Source organism: Vibrio sp. RM-69-4 (assembly GCF_024743775.1).
Classification (GTDB): Bacteria; Pseudomonadota; Gammaproteobacteria; order Enterobacterales; family Vibrionaceae; genus Vibrio; species Vibrio anguillarum.
Genome location: NZ_JAMQXI010000017.1, coordinates 162,024 through 185,620 on the forward strand (window position 1 = coordinate 162,024; position 23,597 = coordinate 185,620).

Annotated in this window: 21 protein-coding genes; 10 read left to right on the plus strand and 11 right to left on the minus strand. The window is 45.3% G+C overall.

The genetic code is table 11. The features are described 5' to 3' along the window. Window positions 1-64 precede the first annotated feature (64 nt). The 6 genes from NB504_RS01885 to NB504_RS01910 all read right to left on the minus strand — a co-directional run bounded on the left by NB504_RS01885 (window position 65) and on the right by NB504_RS01910 (window position 6,233). Complete coding sequence (locus NB504_RS01885) at window positions 65-1,042, minus strand: alpha-L-glutamate ligase-like protein (protein ID WP_105977437.1); 978 nt, start codon at window positions 1,040-1,042, stop codon at window positions 65-67. Window positions 1,043-1,044: 2 nt separating this feature from the next. Next, window positions 1,045-2,550, minus strand: coding sequence for an inactive transglutaminase family protein (locus NB504_RS01890; protein ID WP_019282190.1), 1,506 nt, complete (start codon window positions 2,548-2,550; stop codon window positions 1,045-1,047). A gap of 14 nt (window positions 2,551-2,564) precedes the next feature. Next, window positions 2,565-3,317, minus strand: coding sequence for an ATP-dependent zinc protease (locus tag NB504_RS01895; RefSeq protein WP_258428146.1), 753 nt, complete (start codon window positions 3,315-3,317; stop codon window positions 2,565-2,567). 139 nt (window positions 3,318-3,456) lie between these two features. After that, window positions 3,457-4,428 (minus strand): tRNA 5-methoxyuridine(34)/uridine 5-oxyacetic acid(34) synthase CmoB, encoded by a 972-nt coding sequence (cmoB, locus tag NB504_RS01900; protein ID WP_017047721.1) that lies wholly within the window; start codon window positions 4,426-4,428, stop codon window positions 3,457-3,459. Window positions 4,429-4,522: 94 nt separating this feature from the next. Next, window positions 4,523-5,266: a carboxy-S-adenosyl-L-methionine synthase CmoA gene (gene cmoA / locus NB504_RS01905; RefSeq protein ID WP_017044667.1), complete on the minus strand. Its 744-nt coding sequence runs from the start codon at window positions 5,264-5,266 to the stop codon at window positions 4,523-4,525. 100 nt (window positions 5,267-5,366) lie between these two features. After that, a complete protein-coding gene (locus NB504_RS01910; RefSeq protein ID WP_064625032.1) occupies window positions 5,367-6,233 on the minus strand; it encodes a DUF72 domain-containing protein in 867 nt (288 codons plus the stop codon). A gap of 276 nt (window positions 6,234-6,509) precedes the next feature. Here NB504_RS01910 and aspS point away from each other — a divergent pair, with 276 nt between their 5' ends. Both aspS and NB504_RS01920 read left to right on the plus strand, forming a co-directional pair. After that, complete coding sequence (aspS, locus tag NB504_RS01915) at window positions 6,510-8,285, plus strand: aspartate--tRNA ligase (protein ID WP_047690909.1); 1,776 nt, start codon at window positions 6,510-6,512, stop codon at window positions 8,283-8,285. Window positions 8,286-8,404: 119 nt separating this feature from the next. After that, window positions 8,405-8,983: a thymidine kinase gene (locus tag NB504_RS01920; protein ID WP_026027614.1), complete on the plus strand. Its 579-nt coding sequence runs from the start codon at window positions 8,405-8,407 to the stop codon at window positions 8,981-8,983. 84 nt (window positions 8,984-9,067) lie between these two features. Here the strand turns inward: NB504_RS01920 and NB504_RS01925 are convergent, their stop codons facing one another. Genes NB504_RS01925 through NB504_RS01935 form a run of 3 tightly spaced genes read right to left on the minus strand, consistent with a single transcriptional unit; the run spans window position 9,068 to window position 11,450 of the window. Beyond that, a complete protein-coding gene (locus NB504_RS01925) occupies window positions 9,068-9,700 on the minus strand; it encodes a YdcF family protein (RefSeq protein WP_258428147.1) in 633 nt (210 codons plus the stop codon). After that, a complete protein-coding gene (locus NB504_RS01930; protein ID WP_129532440.1) occupies window positions 9,693-10,523 on the minus strand; it encodes an NAD(P)H-binding protein in 831 nt (276 codons plus the stop codon). The genes NB504_RS01925 and NB504_RS01930 overlap by 8 nt, the downstream gene beginning before the upstream one ends. Before the next feature lie 36 nt (window positions 10,524-10,559). After that, window positions 10,560-11,450 carry a LysR family transcriptional regulator gene (locus NB504_RS01935; protein ID WP_258428148.1) on the minus strand — a complete coding sequence of 297 codons (891 nt, stop codon included), beginning with the start codon at window positions 11,448-11,450 and terminating at the stop codon, window positions 10,560-10,562. 96 nt (window positions 11,451-11,546) lie between these two features. Here NB504_RS01935 and NB504_RS01940 point away from each other — a divergent pair, with 96 nt between their 5' ends. Then, entirely contained in the window at window positions 11,547-11,990 is a 444-nt protein-coding gene (locus NB504_RS01940; protein WP_013857051.1) for a PACE efflux transporter, read from the plus strand. A 64-nt stretch (window positions 11,991-12,054) separates the two neighbouring features. Here NB504_RS01940 and NB504_RS01945 read toward each other — a convergent pair whose 3' ends face one another. After that, a complete protein-coding gene (locus tag NB504_RS01945) occupies window positions 12,055-12,288 on the minus strand; it encodes a TIGR02647 family protein (protein WP_010318620.1) in 234 nt (77 codons plus the stop codon). Between the two features lie 302 nt (window positions 12,289-12,590). Between NB504_RS01945 and focA the strand changes: the two genes are divergently transcribed. The 7 genes from focA (at window position 12,591) to NB504_RS01980 (ending at window position 21,526) form a co-directional block, all read left to right on the plus strand. Then, entirely contained in the window at window positions 12,591-13,445 is an 855-nt protein-coding gene (gene focA / locus NB504_RS01950) for a formate transporter FocA (RefSeq protein ID WP_026028023.1), read from the plus strand. 630 nt (window positions 13,446-14,075) lie between these two features. Then, window positions 14,076-14,252 (plus strand): trimethylamine N-oxide reductase system protein TorE, encoded by a 177-nt coding sequence (torE, locus tag NB504_RS01955; protein WP_010318622.1) that lies wholly within the window; start codon window positions 14,076-14,078, stop codon window positions 14,250-14,252. A gap of 51 nt (window positions 14,253-14,303) precedes the next feature. Beyond that, a complete protein-coding gene (gene torC / locus NB504_RS01960; protein ID WP_026028567.1) occupies window positions 14,304-15,488 on the plus strand; it encodes a pentaheme c-type cytochrome TorC in 1,185 nt (394 codons plus the stop codon). Between the two features lie 24 nt (window positions 15,489-15,512). Next, window positions 15,513-17,975 (plus strand): trimethylamine-N-oxide reductase TorA, encoded by a 2,463-nt coding sequence (gene torA / locus NB504_RS01965; RefSeq protein WP_258428149.1) that lies wholly within the window; start codon window positions 15,513-15,515, stop codon window positions 17,973-17,975. A 205-nt stretch (window positions 17,976-18,180) separates the two neighbouring features. Next, window positions 18,181-19,917 (plus strand): glycoside hydrolase family 36 protein, encoded by a 1,737-nt coding sequence (locus NB504_RS01970; protein ID WP_258428150.1) that lies wholly within the window; start codon window positions 18,181-18,183, stop codon window positions 19,915-19,917. A 210-nt stretch (window positions 19,918-20,127) separates the two neighbouring features. After that, window positions 20,128-21,033 carry a manganese-dependent inorganic pyrophosphatase gene (locus NB504_RS01975; protein ID WP_010320151.1) on the plus strand — a complete coding sequence of 302 codons (906 nt, stop codon included), beginning with the start codon at window positions 20,128-20,130 and terminating at the stop codon, window positions 21,031-21,033. A 100-nt stretch (window positions 21,034-21,133) separates the two neighbouring features. Continuing rightward, window positions 21,134-21,526: a DUF2750 domain-containing protein gene (locus NB504_RS01980; RefSeq protein WP_010320150.1), complete on the plus strand. Its 393-nt coding sequence runs from the start codon at window positions 21,134-21,136 to the stop codon at window positions 21,524-21,526. A gap of 640 nt (window positions 21,527-22,166) precedes the next feature. Here the strand turns inward: NB504_RS01980 and hemB are convergent. Beyond that, on the minus strand, window positions 22,167-23,147 hold the full coding sequence (gene hemB, locus NB504_RS01985; RefSeq protein ID WP_202599528.1) for a porphobilinogen synthase: 981 nt from the start codon (window positions 23,145-23,147) through the stop codon (window positions 22,167-22,169). Window positions 23,148-23,597 lie beyond the last annotated feature (450 nt).

The following is a 23,597-nucleotide window of genomic DNA, read 5'->3' on the forward strand; positions in this document are numbered from 1 at the left end:
CTAATAAAAAAGCCCAATACTCCTGATAGAGATTGGGCTTTTTAGTGATTAAATTTGGTGAGAGTTACTCGCTTACCTCACCTGAACCGAATTGCTTAGCGGCATAAGCCACGCGTTCTTCTGGGCTAGGGTAGATAAGTTGCGATCCTAAACTTTCGATATGCTGCAAACGTGGCAGCAGCCCTGCGCCATTGGCTATCTGGATAGCAAGCCCTGGGCGAGCGTTAAGCTCAAGTACCATTGGTCCTTCTTCTTTATCCAACACCATGTCGGTTCCCATATAACCAAGGCCGGTCATTTCCCAAGCGCTAGAGGCTAAGGTGAGTAGCTTTTTCCAATGTGGTACTTGCAGCGTGGAGAGCTCTTTGCCGGTATCTGGGTGCTCAGTGATGGGTAAATTAAACTGCACGGCTCGTACTGCTTTTCCTGTCGCAATATCAAGACCTACGCCAACAGCGCCTTGGTGTAAGTTGGCTTTACCATCAGAAGCCGAAGTCGAAAGGCGCATCATCGCCATGACGGGGTAACCTTTGAAGACAATAATGCGTACATCAGGCACACCTTCATAGCTAAAGCCTTCGAAACAATCGTCAAATTTAATCAGGTTTTCAACCACAGCAACATCATTTTTACCGCCTAGTGAAAATAGTCCGGCCAAGGCATTACTGATGTGGCGCTCAACATCTTGCTGGTTGATGGTCGCACCAGAAGGTTTAGTGTACACGCCATCCTTGTGCGACATAATCACTAAAATTCCTTTACCACCGCTTCCGCGTGCAGGTTTTATCACAAAGCCCGGCCACTCTTTAACCATGGCATGGATCGACTTCACATCCGCTTGATTACTGATCACACCAATCAGTTTTGGCACAGTACAACCCGCACGCTGCGCAATCAATTTGGTTTGTAACTTATCATCAACCAATGGGTATTTTGAGCGATCGTTATAGCGACCAATGTAGCTATGGTTACGCTTGTTCATGCCCATAATGCCTTTACGGCGTAGCTTAAATGGAGAAGTGTATTCGGATAATGAAAACATCTTTACTCCTCGGCTAACGGTTTAAAACGGCGAAGTTCAGTTAAACGGTATCCAGTATAGGTTCCCAATAGCAGAATGGCAGCTAATACGATCAGCTGTAAGCCAATAAAATTAAAGGTTAGGTGTTGCACATAAGAGTTAGTCATACCTAAGTAGATCAATACTGAGGTAAACAGTGAGCCGCCACCTTGTAAGATAACCTCTTTTGCTCCTTCTTCTTCCCACAGAATCGACATGCGTTCGATGGTCCAAGATAGAATGATCATCGGGAAGAAAGTAATGGATAACCCTTCGGTGAGGCCGATCTTAAAGGCAACAACCGTGAAGACAGAGATAATGAGTATTACAGTGATGATCACCGCCGATATTCGTGCCACCAGCAGCAGGTTTAATTTCGATAAATAGCTACGAATGATTAAACCCGTTCCGACGATAAGCAGAAAGCCCACGATACCTGTCAGTAATTGAGTTTGAACAAAGGCTACGGCGATCAGTACCGGCATGAAGGTTCCCGAAGTCTTTAGCCCAATAATCACCCGCAAGAACACCACAATTAATGCACCGATAGGAATCAACATGATGGTCTTGAACATCGCTTGCTCTTCAAGCGGCAAACTGTGAATAGAGAAGTTTAAGAGTTTGTCGGCCTCAATTTTATTATTGGTTGCCGTTTGAGGTGAAACATCTTGAGACAGCATAGTGAAGTGAACTTGGCTATTTTGTCCACCCGTGACATCCAGCAGTGAAACGTTGGATTCATCCCAAACCAGTAGGTTAGGGTGGTTGGGCTGCGTGCCCGTTTCAGGGTTAAAAAGCACCCACTGATCGCCATTCCATATTTCGTTCATGTGTTGAATCGTTTGACGGCGGCGACCATCTTCGAGCTGAATAACACCAACGACCTTATTGGGAATTTGAGAGTATGACAGCAGTTTTTGTGTGGCGTCTACTTTGCTCATTTTATTGAGTAGTAAAGAGGCGTTTTGGCTGTCGGTGTCATTGAGATTTTTAATCAGTTCGCGGGTAAAAGTAATGTTATCCGCAGAGCGTTGGTTCGCTTGCTCAATTAATGCGATAGCTGCGGCTTCTTCTGGACCGTTAAAGGTCGGTTGAACTACATCGCCCACAGGCGGGATAGGTGTTGCTTTCGCTTGGGGATCAACTAAAAATTGGCTTTTATAGTAAATAGTTTGTGGGCCAGTTGCTTTGCGGATTGACCATTCAACACGTTTGCCTGTGTCAGTCGTAACGTAAGCGACGCCATAACCCGGCGACGATGACGATTCATTGATTAAGGTATACCCATCTTGAGTATGAGGTGCGGCTAAAGAGACTTTGGCTTCTTTACCTAACGCATTGAATTCGACGCGTGCTTCAATATCCCAAATTTGGCGAGTTTCTCCAGGTGTCCATGGCACCCCGTAAGTTTGGTGGCGAACTACACTCAGTGTAATTCCTGCCACTATCAGCAATAAAACGGATAGATAAAATGGAACTCGTGACGTCATAAATGTCCTTGCTACTATTTAGTTTCGGTTTGGATGTACTTGCGACTGACATCGACTAACGCGATATCACGAATAAACTCGCGGCCTAGAAGAATAGCATGGCTCATTTGAGAGCGATCAGCCAAAGTGAACTGTGCTTTTTCGTGAATACTGCCTAATTTTACCCACAGCTCAACAACGGCTCTGCGTTCCATTTCTTCATTGGTCGATTGGCGAATTTTAACGTAGCGAATAATGGGTGATTCAATCCAGTTACTCTCGTCTGTTGCTTTCTCACCATCGGAAAGATGAAAGCGCACCCAGTTTTTCCCATTACGTTCAAACTCTTCAATATCAATCGCATTGAGTGAAGAGGTGGCGGCCCCTGTATCAACTCGAGCATCAAAGGTTTGTTTGATCGAATCAATCGTGACTTTTTCGACTTCACCTAAAATGACGTCATAGCGTGATTTTTGAATAGAGGGTGTAGCGACTGGAATAATTACATCATCATTACTGGTTGCTTCTACACGTTTTTGTTGGTTATTGGTCGTGGTCTGCTTAAGTTTGGTCAGTTTTCGATCGAGCTTTGATATTTGGTTTTCAAGGCTTTCAATGTAATCATTCTGGTTACTTAGCTGAAGCTCAAGGTTGGTCATTGTGTTGCTGAGGTTCGATTCGGAAGCTTGAATCGCTGCGAGGGTAGCTTGGTGGTATTGTTCACCATTGGTTAGAGTGCAACCTGACAGTAAGGCAATGGCAATGACGGGGGCTACAGACTTAAACATTTGCGACCTTATGTGTTTGTAATGAATACGGATAAACCGAAGTTTAGCTAACAAAATTTAGCTGATAAAAAAGGATGCGTACGGCATCCTTTGACAAGGGTAGTATTATACGCATAGCCAAGCGTTAAAACTGTGTCAATTATAGTTTTTTTGCTACCAAAATAGCGCGTCGTGGTGCGGGATACCCTTCTACGGTTTTGCTTGGGTCGTTTGGGTCAAGATAGTCGGGTAATGAGTTGTGCGTCATCCATTGAGTTGTCCGTTGTTCATCAACGGAGGTGACGCTCTCATCAACGATACGCACGTCACCAAAACCACATTTCTCAAGCCACACTTTGAGCGCTTTGGCGGAAGGGAAAAAGTAGACGTTACGCATTTGTGCGTAGCGGTCGACAGGGACCAACACCGCATTTTCGTCGCCTTCAATAACCAGCGTCTCAAGAATCAATTCGCCCCCTGTGACCAACTGATTTTTCAATTGGATCAGATGATCTAGCGGTGAGCGGCGATGGTATAGGACACCCATGCTAAATACGGTGTCAAAGGCGTTCAGTTCGGGTAATTGTTCAATGCCTAGTGGCAGAAGATGAGCACGTTGGTCATCACCCAATAGTTTACGCACCGCTTCAAACTGCACTAAAAACAGGTGCGAAGGGTCGATACCCACACACAGGCGAGCACCTTCGCCAAGCATACGCCACATGTGATAACCATTACCACAGCCAACATCCAGCACGGAACGGTCTTTCAGCGGTGAAATGTGGGGCAATACGCGGTCCCATTTCCAATCGGATCGCCACTCAGTGTCGATATGGATACCGTGTAAGTGATAGGGGCCTTTGCGCCAAGGATGAAAGGTTTTAAGCAAACTTTCTAATTTCTTCTGTTCGCCTAACGTCAGCGGTGTGCTATTTGAGAGAGTGACTGACTGCTTGAGCTCGATCAGCTCAGGTGTACCCGAGGGAATTTTATTTAACGCACGAACCCAGCGGTCAAAGTCGCCATGCTCTGTATTTTGCCAGTCCGTCAACTGTTGTGGCAAAACGTTTAGCCAAGGTTGAAGACGGGTATCTTGAGCGATCAGTTGATAAAAATTGGCAAAGTTAAACATGCAAAGCGTATTCCTAGATGAGGTAAAAAGATCCTAGATAAATGGCTGGTCAGGTTTTGGGCCTTCTAGGGAAAAAAGCCAAAACGGCATTCTATTATTTAATGGCGAACATTGAACCAAAGTTGAAACACTGGAACCACACTTCATAACTTGAAAAGCCAATTTTTTTAAAGCGAGCTTTATGTGTTGTGATGGAGTCTGGGCGCATCACATTTTCAATCGCACTGCGTTTTTGACTGATCTCTAATTCGCTGTAACCATTGGCTCGCTTGAAATCATGGTGAAGGTCAATTAGCAGATCATGCGCCGTTTCATCTTCAAAAATGTACTTTTCAGATAAAATCAGTATGCCACCGGGGCGAAGACCCACGTAGATTTTTTCAAGCAGTGCGAGCCTATCTTCTGGCGATAGAAATTGCAGCGTAAAATTGAGCACCACCACTGAGGCATCATGAATTTCAATCTCACGGATGTCGGCTTCAATCACCTCGACAGGCGTATCCGAACGATAGGCGTTAATGTGCAATTTACAACGCTCAACCATAGCAGGCGAATTATCAACCGCTACAATTTTACAACCTTCTTGGTGAATATGACGACGCATCGAAAGCGTAGCCGCCCCTAAAGAGCAACCCAGATCATAAATAGTAGAGTGTGGCTTAACAAAGCGCTCAGCTAACATGCCGATTGCAGAGATAATATTGCTGTACCCCGGCACAGAGCGCTGAATCATATCAGGGAAGACTTCAGCAACTCGTTCATCAAACGTAAAATCACCAATTTTATCGATTGGAGCAGAAAAAATGATGTCTTTATGATGGCTCATAATGTACCTCATGGCGATGCGTAAAAAGCAATGCTGACCGTCGCGCTACCTTAAAAAAGGCGCACATTCTAAGAGAAAAGTGTGCGCGTGTCATTAACCTCGCACGCGATCATCAAAATAGGGTGATTTGGTGCTGGTCATCTTGGGCTGGAAATGTTGTCAATGTAGGTAATGTGAGTCGTTGTTGCAGCTGTTGGTATAGTTCGGCGGCTAATAATGGGGCTTCAATATTGTCTGGCGTGTGGACCATAAGATAAGGTTGTTTTCCTTGTTCGATCCAATGTGGCAGTTTGGTCATCCACGCTTCAAAAAAGGGGTAATTGGCCTCTAATTCTGGGTGGCCGATAAAACGGATCATCGGCGTTTGTGCCGTGGCAATGGCGTGAACAGGGACTTTAGGTTTCTTTTTCTGAGCATCAATGATGACGTCGGTCGTCGGTTTGGCCGAAAAGATAGGACGACTATCCATAATGATTCGGTCAATCGACGATTCAACTAACCATTGATTAAGCGCTTTTTCAGCTTCTCCCTTAGCAAAAAACTCAAGGTGCCGCACTTCAACACTCAGTGGAAAACCTGCGGGAAAATAGGCGCAGAATTTTTTCAACTGCTCTAAGTGCTGTGGGCCAAAAGTAGCTGGCAGTTGGATGGTCCATAATCCAACACGAGAGTGCAGAGGCTCCATGAGCATCATAAAATCTTTTAACTGATCTTGGCAGCCAGTGAGCTTATGTTCGTGGGTAATAGCTTTGGGCAGTTTGAACGTAAACCGAAAATCATCATGAGTGGCGGCGCGCCAGTTCTGTACTGTGTTCATGGAAGGTGACGCATAGAAAGTAGTGTTGCCTTCTACGGTATGAAAAACCCTCGCATACTTTTCAAGACGCTGCGCAGCAGGCGTTCCCGCGCCGTAAAACGTACTTTGCCAGCCCGCGTGTGACCACATGGTAAGGCCGAGTCGCAGTGGTAAATTCATCATACTGACCTTCTATCCATTACTAAAAATAAATACTCTACGAGAGTTTTGATGATTTTGGTATTTTAACGCTATAATCAGCCGCAATTTCTCAGCGGTGTTGCTATTTTGGTTGATTATTGATTTAAAAAGCAGCAACCCTTGATAAAACACAACAAATTGTATTCTGGAAGGTCGATTTTGCACATCTTTCAGCGTATAAATGGAACTTTGCGCTGCTCAGATAATGACGCTGAGCGGCTTAGAATTGATAACTAATTAGAGATTGGGAAATTCATTATGCGTAGCCATTATTGTGGTCACCTGAACAAGTCCCTCGCAGGACAAACTGTGGAGTTGTGCGGCTGGGTTAATCGCCGTCGTGATTTAGGCGGTCTTATCTTTATTGATATGCGAGATCGTGAAGGCATCGTTCAGGTGGTGGTTGATCCAGATATGGCGGATGTATTTGCAGTAGCTAACCAACTGCGTAATGAATTCTGCATTAAGCTAACTGGTGAAGTACGCGCGCGTCCAGAAAGTCAAATCAATAAAGAGATGGCGACTGGCGAAGTGGAAATTCTCGCGAGTGGGATTTCGATTATCAACCGCAGTGATGTTTTGCCACTGGATTTCAACCAAAAGAACTCAGAAGAGCAACGTCTAAAATATCGTTACTTAGATCTACGCCGTCCAGAAATGAGTGATCGTATTAAGCTGCGTGCTAAAGCGTCTAGCTTTGTACGCCGCTTCCTTGACGAACACGGTTTCCTCGATATTGAAACGCCAGTTTTGACGAAAGCAACGCCGGAAGGGGCGCGTGATTACTTAGTGCCAAGTCGTGTGCACAAAGGCAGTTTCTATGCACTTCCTCAATCGCCACAACTGTTTAAACAGTTGCTGATGATGTCAGGTTTTGACCGTTACTATCAAATCGTAAAATGTTTCCGTGATGAAGATTTACGTGCTGACCGTCAACCAGAATTTACTCAAATCGATATTGAAACGTCATTTATGACGGCAGATCAAGTGCGTGAAGTGACCGAAAAAATGGTTCGCAACATGTGGCTAGAACTACTAAACGTTGATCTAGGCGATTTCCCTGTGATGCCATACAGCGAAGCGATGCGTCGCTATGGTAGCGACAAGCCGGATCTGCGTAACCCACTGGAATTGGTTGATGTTGCAGACCTTGTAAAAGATGTGGATTTCAATGTTTTCTCTGGCCCAGCTAATGATGCTAAAGGACGCGTGGCGGTTATTCGTGTACCGGGTGGCGCGGCATTAACTCGTAAGCAAATTGATAGCTACGCTGAGTTTGTTGGTATTTATGGCGCGAAAGGTTTGGCGTGGATGAAAGTCAATGACCGCGCCGCTGGCTTAGAGGGTGTTCAATCTCCGGTCGCGAAATTCCTTTCGGCTGACATTGTGGAAGGTATTTTACAACGCACTCACGCTGAGTCTGGCGACATCATTTTGTTTGGTGCCGATAAAATAAAAGTGGTGACTGAAGCCTTGGGTGCGCTGCGTTTGAAATTGGGTAAAGATCTGGCGATCACCAATGAAAATTCATGGGCTCCACTATGGGTTGTTGATTTCCCGATGTTTGAGGAAGATGACGAAGGTAACTTGCATGCTATGCATCACCCATTTACCGCGCCACTTAACTTAACCGCGCAAGAGTTGCAAGCCAACCCAGCGGTTGCAAATTCAAATGCTTACGACATGGTACTAAACGGCTATGAAGTGGGCGGTGGCTCGGTGCGTATTCACAATGCTGAAATGCAATCTGTGGTGTTTGATATTTTAGGTATCGATGCGCAAGAGCAACAACTGAAATTTGGCTTCCTATTGGATGCGCTGAAATTTGGTACACCACCACACGCAGGTCTTGCATTCGGTCTTGACCGTTTGGTGATGCTGTTGTGTGGCACGGAAAATATTCGCGATGTGATTGCCTTCCCTAAAACAACCGCAGCCGCTTGTTTGCTAACGGATGCACCGAGTCTGGCTAACCCAGCGTCGCTCGAAGAGTTGGCGATTGCGGTGACGGTCGCAAAAGAAAAAGCGCAATAAACGCAACGGTAGCAGGGTGGCGAAAGTCACCCTCTTTTTTGCCCCGCGTAGGGTTATCCTTTTTTATTTGAGTGAACCTTGTTCTCTCGCCAATTGACTTAGTGACAGGAATCTCTCTTTTGGCTCAAATGTATTTCTATTACTCTGCGATGAATGCAGGTAAATCAACCACTCTTCTACAATCTTCTTTCAACTATCAAGAGCGTGGTATGACGCCCGTGATCTATACCGCTGCCATCGACGACCGCTATGGTGTTGGTAAAGTCAGCTCAAGAATAGGATTGGAATCAGACGCCCAGCTTTTTACTGCTGAAACGAATTTGTATGATGAGATTAACGCACTGCACGAGCAACAAAAGCGTCACTGTATTTTGGTTGATGAGTGCCAATTCTTAACCAAAGAGCAAGTTTATCAATTGACTGAAGTGGTCGATAAAATCGGCATTCCGGTACTGTGCTATGGCTTGCGTACCGATTTTTTAGGTGAGCTATTTGAAGGGAGTAAATATCTACTTTCTTGGGCCGATAAGCTGGTGGAATTGAAAACAATTTGTCATTGTGGCCGTAAAGCGAACATGGTCATTCGCACCGATGAACATGGAGTGGCGATTGCCGAAGGTGATCAAGTCTCTATTGGTGGTAACGATAAATACGTGTCGGTATGTCGTCAGCACTATAAAGAAGCCTTGGGTAAGTAAATTCATTACTTCTGCGCCTTGAACAAATTATTCGATAGGGAGGTTTAAGCCTCCCTATCTATTTTGTATGCCCCACAACTTGTGTTACCACTCAAATTGACTCAGAACTTGGTAAGCAAGTGTCACATCGTCTGGGATCGGTTGCTCAATCTGAAATCCTTGTGCTGGGTAGTCGCGGACTCGCACAAAATCGTCTAATAGTGCACTCAGTACAACATCAACGGTGAAATCCTCATCAAGATAATCGAAAAATGTCTCTCCGCTAGAGGTCACCATCAATGACTCAAATGGGGCGGGCCACTGCTTAACAAATGTGGCGTAGGCACGACGTTCCATGAAGGGTTTTTGAACCACAATAATACGTTGCGCAGTGATCGATTTTTCTACCAATAGATGGTGACTAAATCGTACATTTTCTCCAGAGTGAGTCGCCTTTTTTTCCAGTAAAATCGCGTGGGTTGGGACGCCACAATCTTTGGCTATGTCAGCAAAGGTTTCTGCTTCGCTTTTAGAAAATTTACCCTCAGTAAAACGCCCTTGTCCGCCAGAGAAAAGAAGGTAGGGAGCCAGATTTTGTTGGTACAAATGTGCAGCATACTCAGCCACGCGCAAATCATTGCTGCAAAACACCATAATGATATCGGCCGCGACGAGCTCATGCTTCATCTGCATGTACTGCCACAAGGTTTCAATGTGTTGGTAGAGATGTTTACTCATTCAGTGCCAGTGCCTCTAACGTGTGTGAATAATGAAATTGATAGCCCAATTGGCTCAGCTTGTCGCTTAAGATGCGTTTGTCTGCAATATCGACAATTGGCGGCAATGGTGAGTCTAGCTCGGCGGCCGCCAACGCGGCTTGATAAAACTCAGCTTTACTCACGGTTTGTGGTGTGGTGGCGTTAACGACCTGTTTGGAGAGTTTTTCGCTGGCAAAAATCAGTGCACCAATGGCGTCTTTTTGATGCAACATATTAGCTGGTGCAAGCCGGCTGACTTGCGCCAAACGCGCTGCAAATCGTGAGGGATGACGGTTTGGTCCGATCAAGCCACTACAGCGTACAATGACATAATCTAGCCCTGAATCGATAACGTGTTGCTCGGCTTGCAACATAATTCGTGCTCCTTCACTGAAGTTTGAGTCACTTTGCGCCAGTGACAAGGAGGCATCCTGTTCGCTCATTGGTTGTGCAGTGTCAGGATAGACGCTGGTTGAGCTGACCATGACGATTTTACGCACATTAGCCAGCTTTGCTTGCGCGACTAAATATTGCCACTGCTGCGCATACTCTTGCCCTCTTCCCTTGCGAAAACCGGGTGGAAAGCTACCTATCACAATTTCACTTTTTTGAGCAATAAAGTGCTGCGATAAACTTTGGTCGCGCAGAGAAAGATCGCATACAAAGCCTGTGATGCCATGTTGCGTTAACTCAAGCATTCCTGCCGTTTGGGTGCGGCTGGCGTAGACTTGGTGGTTTTCGGTAAGAGCTTGCGCTAGAGGAAGGCCTAGCCAACCTGCGCCAATAAGGGTAATGGTGCTCATAAAATGTACATCCTGTATTGATTGATTGTATGCCGATCAGGCATCGGTGAGTGGGCTAAGCTGGCGCAACAACTGCCTGACCATTTTATGGATAGGATCGGCGCTCATGCGCTGGTGCTGAATGACATCAATGTTGGTATACCAAGCCAGCTGTTCAAACTCAACAGGGACACGCACTAATTTCCCCATCGCTTGTTCACTTTCGGCTAAATAGCTTGGCAGCAAACACCATCCTAAACCGCTTAACGCCATCTCTAATAATAGATAGTAGTTATCGGCGTACCATATCTCGGGGCTAAAGGCTTGATGGAAACTGCTGGTTTTATGGCTGCGTGAGCGGATAACGAGTTGGCGATGCAATCTTAGCATATCGATATGGGGAGCTTGATGCTGAGCCAATTCATGCTCTGCGGCCACATAAACATCAAAACGGATTGAACCGACATTTTCAAAATCAAGGTTATTCGGTAAGGCCAATTCACTGAAGATGATCCCACAGCTAGCGCGACCTTGTTCCACCATCTCAATCACATCGGTACTTGATGCACTTAAACATTCAATTTCAATGTGTGGAAACTGTGTGGCTAACTGTTTGAATAAATGGGTTAACCCTTGTAACGGGATCCCTTCATCCATCGCGAGCGAAAGCTGTTGATTGGGTGATGAAGCAAGCAGTTGTGCTTGTTGCGCTAAGCGTTGATGTTGCTGCAACGTCGCTTGCGCATACGGTAGAAGTCGTTCGCCTTGCGCGGTTAATCGTGGATAACGGCCGGAGCGATCAAACAGTTCTACACCGCAATCAATTTCTAAATTGATGATGTGTTGGCTAACGGCCGATTGAACTTTGCCCAACTGTCTTGCCGCGCCGGAGAAAGAGCCACTCTCAACGGTTGCGGTGAAGGCTTGCAACTGATCAACACTCAACATATCTCATTTACCGATACTATCTAACTTTTTAGTATCTTCAATATAGATGAAAATGAGTCCATTCAACACCTCAGACGAAGAATAAAGAGGAGAAAAATGATGTCAATGAGAGAGCTGTCGATGAAAGAGCGCCTTTTCCATGCAATAACGTTTGAAGTGACCGCATTAGCGTTAATTATTCCAATCTCCGCATTGGTGACAGGGCAGGGAACGGGGGATTTAGCCATGATAGGTATTGGTTTGAGCCTATTTGCCGTAGCGTGGAACTATCTATACAACGTTTTGTTCGACCGAGTGTTTGGTACCAACCGATTAGCGCGTACGGTTAGCTTACGTTTGTTACACACGACCGGTTTTGAAGGTGGGCTCGTCTTTATTTCTATTCCGGTGATCGCTTGGGTTTTAGACGTATCGATGTGGGATGCATTGATTTTGGAAGCTGGGTTTCTGACCTTTTTCTTTATCTACACCACACTGTTTAACTGGGGATATGATCGAATTCAGCCCTATCAACGTTGGATTGAGCGAATGGCCAAATAAAGAAGGGCGGTTTTTTAAAGGGGCAAGGCAGCCAGCAGAGTCTCGGCTGCCTTTGCAGGCTAGATTAAGAGTTCAAAACGCGCAGCACGCGCTCTGCATGCTCGGCCACTTCGATGCCTTCATCCGTCAAATAGCCACCATCAGGTAATGTACATAGACCTTTTTCGTAAAGACGTTGAACGGCGGATTGCATGTCGTCAGACGCATCATTGCGGACTTTAATGCCAGTCGCAGCGCTGCTTAAATCAAATTGGAGGAGTAGATTGAGCTCGGCGATATTTTGTTGAGTAAATTTCATCTCGACACCTATATAGTGAATGATTTTTTGTCACCATAGATGGCGGCGCTGTTGGCTGCAATCAGTTGTTGTAAGAAATGTTATCTGCAACCAAATTGGGGATATTTCACACAGTTATATTCATCATTGGCTTGCAAGAGAGTGGCTATCCATAGACGCTGGATATGGGCTATCAATAAATTTTTATGATTTTCATCACGCTAAACACATTTTTTGTAAACATGGAAAATAGCTCTTGAATTGTCATAGGAATGGAGCGATTATCCGCGCCTTATATAACTTGTTTCAAAATGTTACTTGCCATGAACTTAAACCAATTTGATTCCCTATTGCCACCGCAAATGGCAGAGCGCGCCGCAGAAACTGGCGTTGGAAAAGCGACGAAAGATCCGATGAAGTCTTTCCTTCTTGCCATTTCTGCTGGCATTCATATCGGTATTGCTTTCGTTTTTTACACTACAGTGACGACAGGCACGGGCGATATGGCTTGGGGTCTGAGCCGTTTTATCGGCGGCTTTGCGTTTAGCTTAGGTCTTATTCTGGTGGTGGTCACCGGTGGTGAGTTATTCACTAGTTCAGTGCTGACTTTGGTTGCACGTGCGAGTGGCAAAATCTCTTGGAGCATGCTGATTAAAAACTGGGTCATCGTCTATTTTGGCAACCTTGCTGGTGCGCTGATGCTTGTCGCCTGTATGCTCGTTTCCAAACAATATATGTTTGATGGTGGACAAGTTGGCCTCAATGCGATGGCCATTTCTCAGCATAAGTTGCACCACGAGTTTATGCAGGCAGTAGCGCTTGGCATTATGTGTAATGTGTTGGTGTGTGTGGCGGTCTGGATGACTTTCAGTGGTCGTACCTTGACTGACAAAATTATGGTGATGATTTTACCTGTCGCCATGTTTGTCGCCGCGGGTTTTGAGCACTGCATCGCTAATATGTTCCAAGTTCCGATGGCAATTGGTATCAAATATTTTGCACCCGCTGAGTTTTGGCAGATGACGGGTGCCAATATTGCCGACTACGCAGACCTTAACTTAATGGGTTTTTTGATCAATAACCTATTACCCGTGACGATTGGCAATATCATCGGTGGGGGTGTTTTTGTTGGCATTTGGTACTGGTTAATTTACCTTCGAGATGGATCTCACGAATAACTCCTTATTGAATAGATGATTTTAGAAGCGGCTTTAAGGGCCGCTTTTTGTTGTCATTTCTAAACCATCGCCTTAGGTGGTGATTGACTGCTTCTGCTAGTGTTTGTTCACTATTTATACCTTTAAAACAGCTTATCCACATTTTCTGTGGATAAGCTGTTTTAAAGCCAGTGTGTAAGATGAATTCTATCAAGAAGTGCACAAAAACCCAGCAGTGGGCAGTGCATTATGCACTGAAGTGGGGCGAATATAACACCGATTCCTGAGCGGTGATCGACATCTAACCATTCCTCATTTTATTAACAATAGCCTTACACTTCGGTTGCCATTTGAGCGTTTTGCGGGAAGAAATTCGCACCTCAATCCTATCTTGCAATTCATTTTGTTTCTTTTTTAACGTTTATGAAAAGAAATTAAATTGACACAACTACTCACATTTCTATACATAAATTCTTAATCAAACACAACTCCGTGCGAGCTCAAAAAAGTAGTGGATTCCTTGCTATATAAGGTAGGAATCGATTGAACCCTACAAAGAGTATGGTCTAACATTTCGTATCAGAAATGGTAATAAGCTGAGCTCTGTCGTCGAGCTGCTCAAAATGACTGAAATACAAAACAGGCAAATGTATGAGTGATGTTAATAAAATAGAGAGTAATGAGAAACGTTCGCTTGAGTGGAAGTCTTTCCTCTTAATCACAGTGGTTCTCTTTCCGATCTTAAGTATCGCCTTTGTCGGCGGTTATGGATTTATTGTTTGGATGCTGCAAGTGTTCCTCTTTGGTCCTCCTGGTGCGCACGGTTAATTCCACGGTTCACCCGTAATCCTTTTGATCGAAAATTTAAGAGAGCGAATCATGAAATCATTGTTAGTCAAAATTTGGCGCACTATGACTCGTCCAGCCGTGCACATCAGCCTTGGTGTGCTCACGATGGGCGGTTTTATCGCCGGTGTGATTTTCTGGGGCGGTTTTAATACTGCACTGGAAGCCACCAACACAGAAGCATTCTGTATCAGCTGCCACACAATGCGCGACAACGTTTATGTTGAGCTGCAAGAAACCGTGCACTGGAAAAACCATTCAGGCGTGCGTGCCACTTGCCCAGACTGCCACGTACCACACGAATGGACCGCTAAAATTGCGCGTAAGATGCAAGCCTCTAAGGAGGTATTTGCGCAAGTTTTTGGTGATTTAGGTACCCCTGAAAAATTCGAAGAGCGCCGTATTGAATTGGCCAAGCATGAGTGGGAGCGCTTTTCAGCCAACAACTCATTGGAATGTAAAAATTGCCACAATTACGATTCGATGGATTTCGAACAGATGTCGGCAACCGCGCGTATTCAGATGAAACAAGCAGCGGAAAAAGATCAAAGTTGTCTAGATTGCCATAAAGGGATCGCCCACAACCTGCCTAAAAATATGGATAGCTCAGGCGGACTGATTGGCGAGCTAGAGCAGTTGGCATCTAAAACCGATTACTCGGTCGGCAAGCAAGTGGTGAGCGTTCGCTTCTTACCTATTTATGAAGATGCGCAAGCCAAAGTGGAAGCAGGCCTTCTGAACCCAGCATCGGCAGTCACGGTATTGGATGAGAAAGGAGAGATGATTCAAATCGAAATTGATGGTTGGCGCAAAGCAAAAGGCTTTGGTCGTGTGATCCAAGAAGATTTTGGTATGAACATCGCTGTGGGCTCCTTGATGAAAGAAGCGGCACAAAATGATGCAATCGTCACTGTTGGTGAAAAGCGTGTCGATGATCTCACCGGCCTACCTTGGGAAAAAGTAAACGCGAAAGTGTGGATGAAAAAACAAGCCATGCTCGATAGCGTGGATCCAATTTGGGAAAAAGCGGGTGAGGCCTATAAAACGAACTGCTCTGTCTGTCATAGCCAACCGGATGAAGCGCATTTTGATGCGAATACTTGGCCGGGCATGTTTAACGGCATGATGGCATTCGTCAACTTCGACACAGACAGCGAAGCGTTAGTCTTGAAGTATCTACAAAAACACTCTTCAGATTTTGCTGAAGGTCACCATTAATCCACGTCAAACGGAGTTTTAAATATGGCGATTACACGAAGAAGTTTTCTTAAAGGTGTAGCAACCACCAGTGCGGCGTCGGTTATTGGGCCAAGTTTATTGGTCTCGACATCGGCTAACGCGGCAGAAACAACAGGCAGTTGGAAAGTATCAGGCTCTCATTGGGGTGCATTTCGCGCACATGTGTATGGCGGAAAAGTACAATCGGTCAAGCCGCTAGAGTCAGACACGCACCCCACGGATATGCTCAACGGAATCAAAGGCATTATCTATAGTCCATCACGAGTGCGTTACCCAATGGTTCGCCTTGATTGGCTCAAAAAACATAAATACAGCGGTGAAACACGTGGCAACAACCGTTTTATCCGCGTAACTTGGGATGAAGCGTTGGATCTGTTTTATCGTGAACTTGAGCGCGTACAAAAAGAGTACGGCCCTTGGGCGCTGCATGCAGGACAAACGGGTTGGAACCAAACAGGGTCATTTCACAACTGTACAGCGATGATGCAACGCGCTGTAGGTATGCACGGTAACTTCATCACTAAAGTGGGTGATTACTCAACAGGTGCAGGCCAAACCATTCTTCCTTACGTGTTAGGTTCGACAGAAGTGTATGCCCAAGGAACCTCTTGGTCGGAAATTCTTGAGCATTCAGACAACATTGTTTTGTGGGCGACCGACCCGGTAAAAAACCTGCAAGTTGGCTGGAACTGTGAAACGCACCAATCCTTTCCTTATCTTGATCAGTTGAAAGAAAAAGTGGCAAAAGGAGAGATCAACGTTATTTCGGTTGATCCAGTCAAGAATAAAACCCAACGCTTCTTAAACAGTGACCATTGGTACATTAACCCACAGACCGATGTGGCGTTTATGTTGGCGGTGGCACATGTGTTGTATAACGAAGATCTGTATGACAAGGCGTTCATCAAAACCTATTGCTTAGGATTTGAACCTTTTATTCAGTACGTTCAAGGCGAAACGAAAGATAAGATTGTTAAGTCGCCAGAATGGGCCGCCGAGATTTGTGGCGTAACAGCCGATAAGATCCGCGAATTTGCACGTATGCTCGTTAATGGCCGAACTCAGTTACTGTTTGGTTGGTGTATTCAGCGTCAAGAGCATGGCGAACAACCTTACTGGGCTGGTGCGGTTGTGGCGGCGATGGTTGGTCAAATTGGCCTGCCAGGCGGGGGGATCTCCTACGGACATCATTATTCTGGCATTGGGGTTCCATCAACCGGTTTTGCCTCGCCCGGCGGCTTTCCACGTAACCTAGATACGGGTTCAAAACCGAAATGGGACAACGAAAACTACAACGGCTACAGTAAAACGATTCCTGTTGCTCGTTGGGTCGATTGCTTGCTAGAGCCGGGTAAAGAGATCCGCTACAACGGTTCGAGCGTAAAATTACCTGATTACAAAATGATGGTTATTTCAGGCAACAACCCGTGGCATCATCACCAAGATCGTAACCGAATGAAGAAGGCGTTCCGCAAGCTTCAAACCGTCGTCACGATCGATTTTGCTTGGACGGCGACTTGCCGTTTCTCCGACATCGTTCTTCCTGCCTGTACTCAGTTTGAGCGCAATGATATCGATGTATACGGTTCTTATTCGGGCAAGGGTTTGATTGCCATGCACCGTTTGGTTGACCCTCTGTTCCAATCGCGTACTGACTTTGAGATTTTCACTGAATTGACGCGTCGCTTTGGCCGCCATGAAGAGTTCACACGCGGCATGGATGAGATGGAGTGGGTCCGTTCGCTCTATGACGAGTGTAAAAAAGCCAACGCGGGTAAGTTTGATTTACCAGAATTTGAACAGTTTTGGCAGCAGAGCGTACTGGATTTTGGTGAAGGCCAACCTTGGGTTCGCCACGCCGATTTCCGTAAAGACCCTGAGATAAACGCATTGGGTACACCGTCTGGCTTTATCGAGATTACGTCACGTAAGATTGGGCGTTATGGCTATGAACATTGCCAAGATCACCCGATGTGGTTTGAAAAAACCGAGCGTTCGCACGGCGGTCCGGGTTCAGATAAGCATCCATATTGGTTACAATCTTGTCACCCAGATAAGCGTTTGCACTCACAAATGTGCGAGTCAGAAGAGTATCGCGCGACCTATGCTGTCAATGGCCGTGAGCCCGTGTATATCAACCCAATCGATGCGAAACAAAAAGGCATTAAAGCTGGGGATTTAGTTCGCGTATTTAATGATCGCGGCCAGCTATTAGCTGGTGCCGTCTTAAGCGATGGCTACCCGCGCGGCGTGATCCGTATCGAAGAGGGGGCGTGGTATGGCCCGTTGAATGAAAAAGAGGGAGCTATTTGCACCTATGGCGATCCAAATACACTCACACTCGATGTCGGCTCATCTGAGCTGGCGCAAGCCACTTCAGCCAATACTTGCATTGTCGATTTCGAGAAATTTACTGGTAAAGTACCACCAGTGACGTCATTCGGTGGACCAATCGAAGTGGTGTAATTCCGTTATTAGCTCAACGAAACGCCAGCAAACATGCTGGCGTTTTACTTGTCACATCCAAACTTGTACCTTGGGCGTTCTCATTGTTGAATAAAACAGCATACGGAGCCACGTCAAAGAGAAAACGTGATCAAAACAACTTACATGTAACGCGAATTCATTAGACACTGCCAGAACAACAATTTGTACTTTGTACTGAGGTGTTATGACAACGATCACTCTGCCATGTCATCGAGAAGTTGAGTTACTTCAACCGGATTTGATTGCCCAATTGCAAGGCGATGAGATCAGTTTTTCCTATTCAGGAATACATAACTCGCCCATTTCCGATCACTACTCGCTGTTTCGCACTCTATTTGACGTTGAATCGGACGCACGAGTGATTGGTGACGGTTTTCAAATGCTAGCGCAAACTGCAGGTTCGCCGCATCATCCGGTGGATGTGGGGCGTTGCCCTGACAATAGCTTGAGCTACCGGATATACCCGCTGCAAGACAGCCAACGTTATTACAACACGCTGGTGATTGAACAATCCACCGGATACCAACTGTTTGGTTTTACCTCTTGCCACCGTTTTGCTGGCTATTTTGAAATGCTTGAGGAAAGGACGGGCACCTATTTAGTCGCTTCCATTGACGGCGAGCAGACCCATCCACAAGATTGGACAAATAACAGTTTAGAATCCGTCGTTATTTTGCAAGGTGATTCATTATCAGGTTTGTATCAACAGTATGCGCAATATATTAGTTGTCACCATACGCCGCGTGCTGGTGTGGCACAACCTGCGCCCGTTGGATGGTGTTCATGGTATGCCTATTATGCCGATGTTAATGAACAGCACATCCTAACCAACCTTGCGGCAATGCAAGGAGAACTTTCGGGGCTAGAATGGGTGTTGCTGGATGATGGCTATCAGGCGTTTATGGGCGATTGGTTGACGCCGTCCGATAAGTTTTCTCGTGGTGTTAAAGCACTGATCCAAGAGATCAAACAAGCGGGGAAAAAACCCGCAATTTGGCTCGCTCCCTTCATTGCACAAGCTGAATCTCAATTGTTTAAGCAACATCCAGATTGGTTTGTACAAAATGCTCAAAGACAACCACTGAAAGCTGAAGAAGTAACCTACGGTGGCTGGCGCTGTACACCTTGGTATGTGCTGGATGGCTCTCATCCTGACGTGCAAGAATACTTAACCCATGTGATAAAAACCATGAAAGAAGAGTGGGGTGTTGAGCTGTTTAAGTTAGATGCGAACTATTGGGGAGCACTTAAAGGACGGCGTTATCAGTCGGGAGTGACGGGTGTTGAAGCGTACCGTTTAGGGATGCAGGCGATAGCAGAAGGCGCGGGAGATGCATGGTTACTTGGATGTAACGCGCCGATGTGGCCGTCACTGGGTTTAGTAGATGCCATGCGTGTTTCGGACGATGTCGAGCGTTCGCCACAGCGCTTTGAACAAATCGCTAAAGAGACTTTTTATCGCAGTTGGCAGCACCGCAAGTTATGGCAAATTGATCCTGATTGCGCAACACTGACGTCGCTTGCGAATCAATCGACCGATCGCATCAGCTATGAATTTCATCGCAATGTATTGCTTGCGTGTGGTGGTTTATTGCTTTCAGGTGATCCACTCCCAGAATTAACCTCTTTTGCTAAGCAGAGCCTAAATAAGTTAATGATTAGGCGCAAACACAACCAAGATGCGGCTAAGCCAACTTCATTGGCTCTCAATCACCTATTTTTAAAGTTAACAGAACGCAATGATCTACACTGCGTGTTCAATTACCAAGGTAAGGCGTGTGACTATACCTTAACAGCGAGCCAGCCAGTGAATTGGTATGACTACTGGACAGGAGACAAGCTTTCACCAGAGCCAGTCAAGGTATTTGAAGTCTCCTTGGCAAGTGGCTTAACCAGCCGAGCAGTGATTACCTCTTGTTAGTGGAGTGCCCTTGTTAACAGAGTGCTCTTGTTAAGAGTGCTCAGGTTAACTGAATGATTCGGGGTAGCGGAATGCTGCGCTAAATTAGCCATAATTTCTTAACCACAAGTCATGACAAATTCTGAAAATCAGGTAAAGTATCTGCCTTTGTGAGCAATCTCGCCTATCACCTTCGATAGGCCATCAAATAGCATTAAAATAGGAAGAAAGATGATTTTCGTTGTCGGTCATAAAAACCCAGATAGTGATAGCATTTGTGGTGCATTAGTTGCTGCTGAATTACTTAAAGCACGTGGTCTAGAAGCAACGCCTGTTCGTCAGGGTGAAATTAACCGTGAAACTCAACACATTCTTGCAACAGCCGGTGTTGATCAACCTGAACTTCGCACTAGTGTAGCGGGCGAAAAAGTATGGCTTGTGGACTATACCGATCTTGCGCAAGCACCTGATGACATCAACCAAGCGGAAATTCTCGGTATTGTCGACCATCATCGCCTAGGTGACGTAATGACAGTGAATCCGCTAGAAGCGTGGATTTGGCCAGTCGGTTGTACCTGTACTATCTTGTTCAACCTATTCAAGATGGAAAATGCACCAATCACACGTCCTTTAGCCATATTGATGATGTCTGCGATTTTGTCTGACACGGTCGGTTTTGCGTCTCCAACGTGCACACCAAAAGATAAAGAAGCTGTGCTGGCACTGGCTGAAATTGCTGAGGTTGAAGACCTTGATGCCTTTATTAAAGCGCTTTTGATTGCGAAAACAGACATTGAAGGTTTATCTGCCGCTCAACTTGTTGAGAAAGATTTGAAAGCTTATCCATTCAACGGCCGTGATGTGGTGGTTGGTCAAGTGGAATTGGCAACGCTTGAACAAGTCGATGGCATGATTGACGCCATTCAAGCAGACCTAGTTCGTCGCTGCGAAGAGGAAGGCCTTGCGTTTGCCGCCGTGATGTTGACCGACATTACCACCGCGCAGACCCGTCTTCTTTATACTGGTGAATGGGCTGAAAAACTGACTAAACACGAACAAGATGGCATGTTGATGATGGAAAATACCTTAAGCCGTAAGAAACAAGGTTGGCCTTGGCTGCAAGCTGAATTGGCTTAATCCTTTTTATCATCTTATTGTTTAAGATTCTAAATGTAACGCCTGCAGTGCTACACTGTAGGCGTTTTTATATTCCCCAACTTTCGCATGGAGCCGGGCTATGGCAGACGCATTAACCACAGAACAGATAGAAACAATCAATCGCTATAATGAAGAAGAACGTTTTAAATACTGCATTAAAGCCATTGTTGCAAACCGTGAAGTTTGGATACTAAAAGATGAGCACGGTTGTGTCATGCTCAACACAGAAGAAGATGATTGTGTTCCTGTGTGGCCTAACCAAGAGTTTGCCAAGGCATGGGCAACAGGCGAGTGGCAAGCGTGTGAAGCGGAAGCGATCTCTTTGAACAAATGGCACAGCCGTTGGACTTCGGGCCTAGAAGAAGATGAACTGTCGGTGGTGGTGTTCCCCAATGAGAATGAAGAAGGCGTTGTGTTATTTCCCGACGAGTTCGATTTTGAATTGAAAAAGCAAGCCAGTAAAACTCGCTAACTCAAAGAGCTTCTGATAGAAGCTCTTTTACTAACACGATTAAATGTTAGATGGCACTCTCCGGCTGTCAGACAAAGTACTTCACAATGCTCTTGACAGCCCTGCCATAGGCCTTACTCCAGTCTAGGCCTCAACGCTTTCCAAATACCCTGAATTCCAGTTTGTAACGCTCGTTTTGCCGTTACAAACCGCATGACACAGTGGGATGGGTGAATGTATTTTCAGACAGTTTTGATGTGTACCCAAAAGTGGCATTACTGGCTTAGTTTGACAATGAAGTGCAGCGCAAGGTACTCACTGTCTTTTACCTGAATAGAAGACGTCAGTGGCAGGCTGGGACTGCTAACAGTACTTCTCTTTTTCTGACTGTCCCCTATGCTGTCTCCACCTCACGTTTTGTATTAGGTAACCTATGGAAAGCTATTAGTATGAGAACAAGGTGGTTTACTTTCACCAGCACGAAATGGGGCAGAAGTGTTTCAGCCAGAACGGGCTGAAACCTTAAAGCTTTAAACACTTGAACGCGAATATGCCAACTCTGAAAATTGAATAATGTGGACAAAGAGCATTCCTTTAGTCCACAGTCTTGGTACAGCAGAGAACTTATGTTAATTATTGAAATTCATAGCCAAATACTCAGCTAAATTTCTTCACTTAACCATGTCGCATACTGCTTAGTGTAGTAGCTGACAATTAAATCTGCTCCAGCTCGTTTTAGCCCAATAAAAGTTTCGTTCACCACTAACTTTTCATCGAGAGCACCAGCTAGAGCCGCAAATTTAATACTCGCATACTCTCCACCTACTTGATAAGCGGCTAACGGTAAATGAGTCTCTTGCCTTAAGCGGGAAAGCACATCTAAATAAGGTGTGCCTGGTTTGACCATAAGGATATCAGCACCTTCAGCTTCATCAAGAGAAGCTTCGAGTAAAGCTTGTCGACCGTTGGCATAGTCAAGTTGATAGCCTTTCCTATCACCATTGAGTTCACAATCTACTGCCGTTCTAAATGGCCCGTAAAAGGAAGAAGCAAACTTTGCTGAATGTGCCAAAATTGCCACGTCACGATAACCGGCGGCATCAAGACCCAGACGAATCGCTTTTACTTGACCATCCATCATTGCTGAAGGAGCTAACATGTCTGCACCCGCTTGAGCTGCTGTTAAAGCTTGCTTGACCAAGTTTTCAACCGTAAGGTCGTTACACACTTTACTACTCTTTATTACTCCACAATGCCCATGATCAGTATATTCACAGAAACAAATATCTGGAATAACCATCATATCAGGCACAGCAGACTTTATTATTTTAATCATACGTGCAAGTAAACCATGATCATTCCATGTGTCGCTTCCTTGCGCATCTTTAGTATGAGATATTCCAAAAGGCATCACATAGCGTATACCTAAAGCATGAAGTTCTCGGACCTCATCCGCTAAATGAAACTCTGGGATTCTGCTTATGCCAGGTAGAGTAGAAATTGGCACAGGTTGCTCTATATGCTCCTCGACAAATATAGGATGAATTAAATCACCTAGCTGCACATGATTTTCTCTTAATAAGTCTCGCATAGCTTCGGAACTTCGGAGGCGTCTTAGGCGTCGTATTGGGGCAGTATTCAAAATATCATATCCTAATTTAAGTTACTCGATACAAAGGTTCGTTAGTCAGAGCTTATGATTTCTCTTTAGTAAAAAATCACTTTTTGATCTAAAAAATACAGTTTTTTCACTCTGATTTTCAATACAAAATCAGTCAATAGTTATGTCAGAAATGAGGTGGCAGCCTACTACGCAATACTTTTCTATATTCAGGCTTCGTATAACTTTTAGTATGGAAACATATGCCTTCAAAATTTAAAAGAGCATTTGTACTAAACGATTTTGGAGAAAAACTATTTTAGCAACACGCATCTATCATCATAAATGAAATACTCTCAACGCTAACGAAACTAATTCCCTCCCCTTTTAGGGGAGGGTTAGGGTGGGGTGAACACTGTCAATCCTCCCCTTCAAGAGGAGGGCCACCCCCTCCTAACCTCCCCCTAAAAGGGGGAGGAACAGTACAATATC

What these genes read in the sequence shown, in the direction of transcription:
- NB504_RS01885 (WP_105977437.1), bottom strand. Translation starts at nt 1,042, where the DNA reads ATGTTTTCATTATCCGAATACACTTCTCCATTTAAGCTACGCCGTAAA.
- NB504_RS01890 (WP_019282190.1), bottom strand. Translation starts at nt 2,550, where the DNA reads ATGACGTCACGAGTTCCATTTTATCTATCCGTTTTATTGCTGATAGTG.
- NB504_RS01895 (WP_258428146.1), bottom strand. Translation starts at nt 3,317, where the DNA reads ATGTTTAAGTCTGTAGCCCCCGTCATTGCCATTGCCTTACTGTCAGGT.
- cmoB (WP_017047721.1), bottom strand. Translation starts at nt 4,428, where the DNA reads ATGTTTAACTTTGCCAATTTTTATCAACTGATCGCTCAAGATACCCGT.
- cmoA (WP_017044667.1), bottom strand. Translation starts at nt 5,266, where the DNA reads ATGAGGTACATTATGAGCCATCATAAAGACATCATTTTTTCTGCTCCA.
- NB504_RS01910 (WP_064625032.1), bottom strand. Translation starts at nt 6,233, where the DNA reads ATGATGAATTTACCACTGCGACTCGGCCTTACCATGTGGTCACACGCG.
- aspS (WP_047690909.1), top strand. Translation starts at nt 6,510, where the DNA reads ATGCGTAGCCATTATTGTGGTCACCTGAACAAGTCCCTCGCAGGACAA.
- NB504_RS01925 (WP_258428147.1), bottom strand. Translation starts at nt 9,700, where the DNA reads ATGAGTAAACATCTCTACCAACACATTGAAACCTTGTGGCAGTACATG.
- NB504_RS01930 (WP_129532440.1), bottom strand. Translation starts at nt 10,523, where the DNA reads ATGAGCACCATTACCCTTATTGGCGCAGGTTGGCTAGGCCTTCCTCTA.
- NB504_RS01935 (WP_258428148.1), bottom strand. Translation starts at nt 11,450, where the DNA reads ATGTTGAGTGTTGATCAGTTGCAAGCCTTCACCGCAACCGTTGAGAGT.
- NB504_RS01940 (WP_013857051.1), top strand. Translation starts at nt 11,547, where the DNA reads ATGATGTCAATGAGAGAGCTGTCGATGAAAGAGCGCCTTTTCCATGCA.
- NB504_RS01945 (WP_010318620.1), bottom strand. Translation starts at nt 12,288, where the DNA reads ATGAAATTTACTCAACAAAATATCGCCGAGCTCAATCTACTCCTCCAA.
- focA (WP_026028023.1), top strand. Translation starts at nt 12,591, where the DNA reads ATGAACTTAAACCAATTTGATTCCCTATTGCCACCGCAAATGGCAGAG.
- torE (WP_010318622.1), top strand. Translation starts at nt 14,076, where the DNA reads ATGAGTGATGTTAATAAAATAGAGAGTAATGAGAAACGTTCGCTTGAG.
- torC (WP_026028567.1), top strand. Translation starts at nt 14,304, where the DNA reads ATGAAATCATTGTTAGTCAAAATTTGGCGCACTATGACTCGTCCAGCC.
- torA (WP_258428149.1), top strand. Translation starts at nt 15,513, where the DNA reads ATGGCGATTACACGAAGAAGTTTTCTTAAAGGTGTAGCAACCACCAGT.
- NB504_RS01970 (WP_258428150.1), top strand. Translation starts at nt 18,181, where the DNA reads ATGACAACGATCACTCTGCCATGTCATCGAGAAGTTGAGTTACTTCAA.
- NB504_RS01975 (WP_010320151.1), top strand. Translation starts at nt 20,128, where the DNA reads ATGATTTTCGTTGTCGGTCATAAAAACCCAGATAGTGATAGCATTTGT.
- NB504_RS01980 (WP_010320150.1), top strand. Translation starts at nt 21,134, where the DNA reads ATGGCAGACGCATTAACCACAGAACAGATAGAAACAATCAATCGCTAT.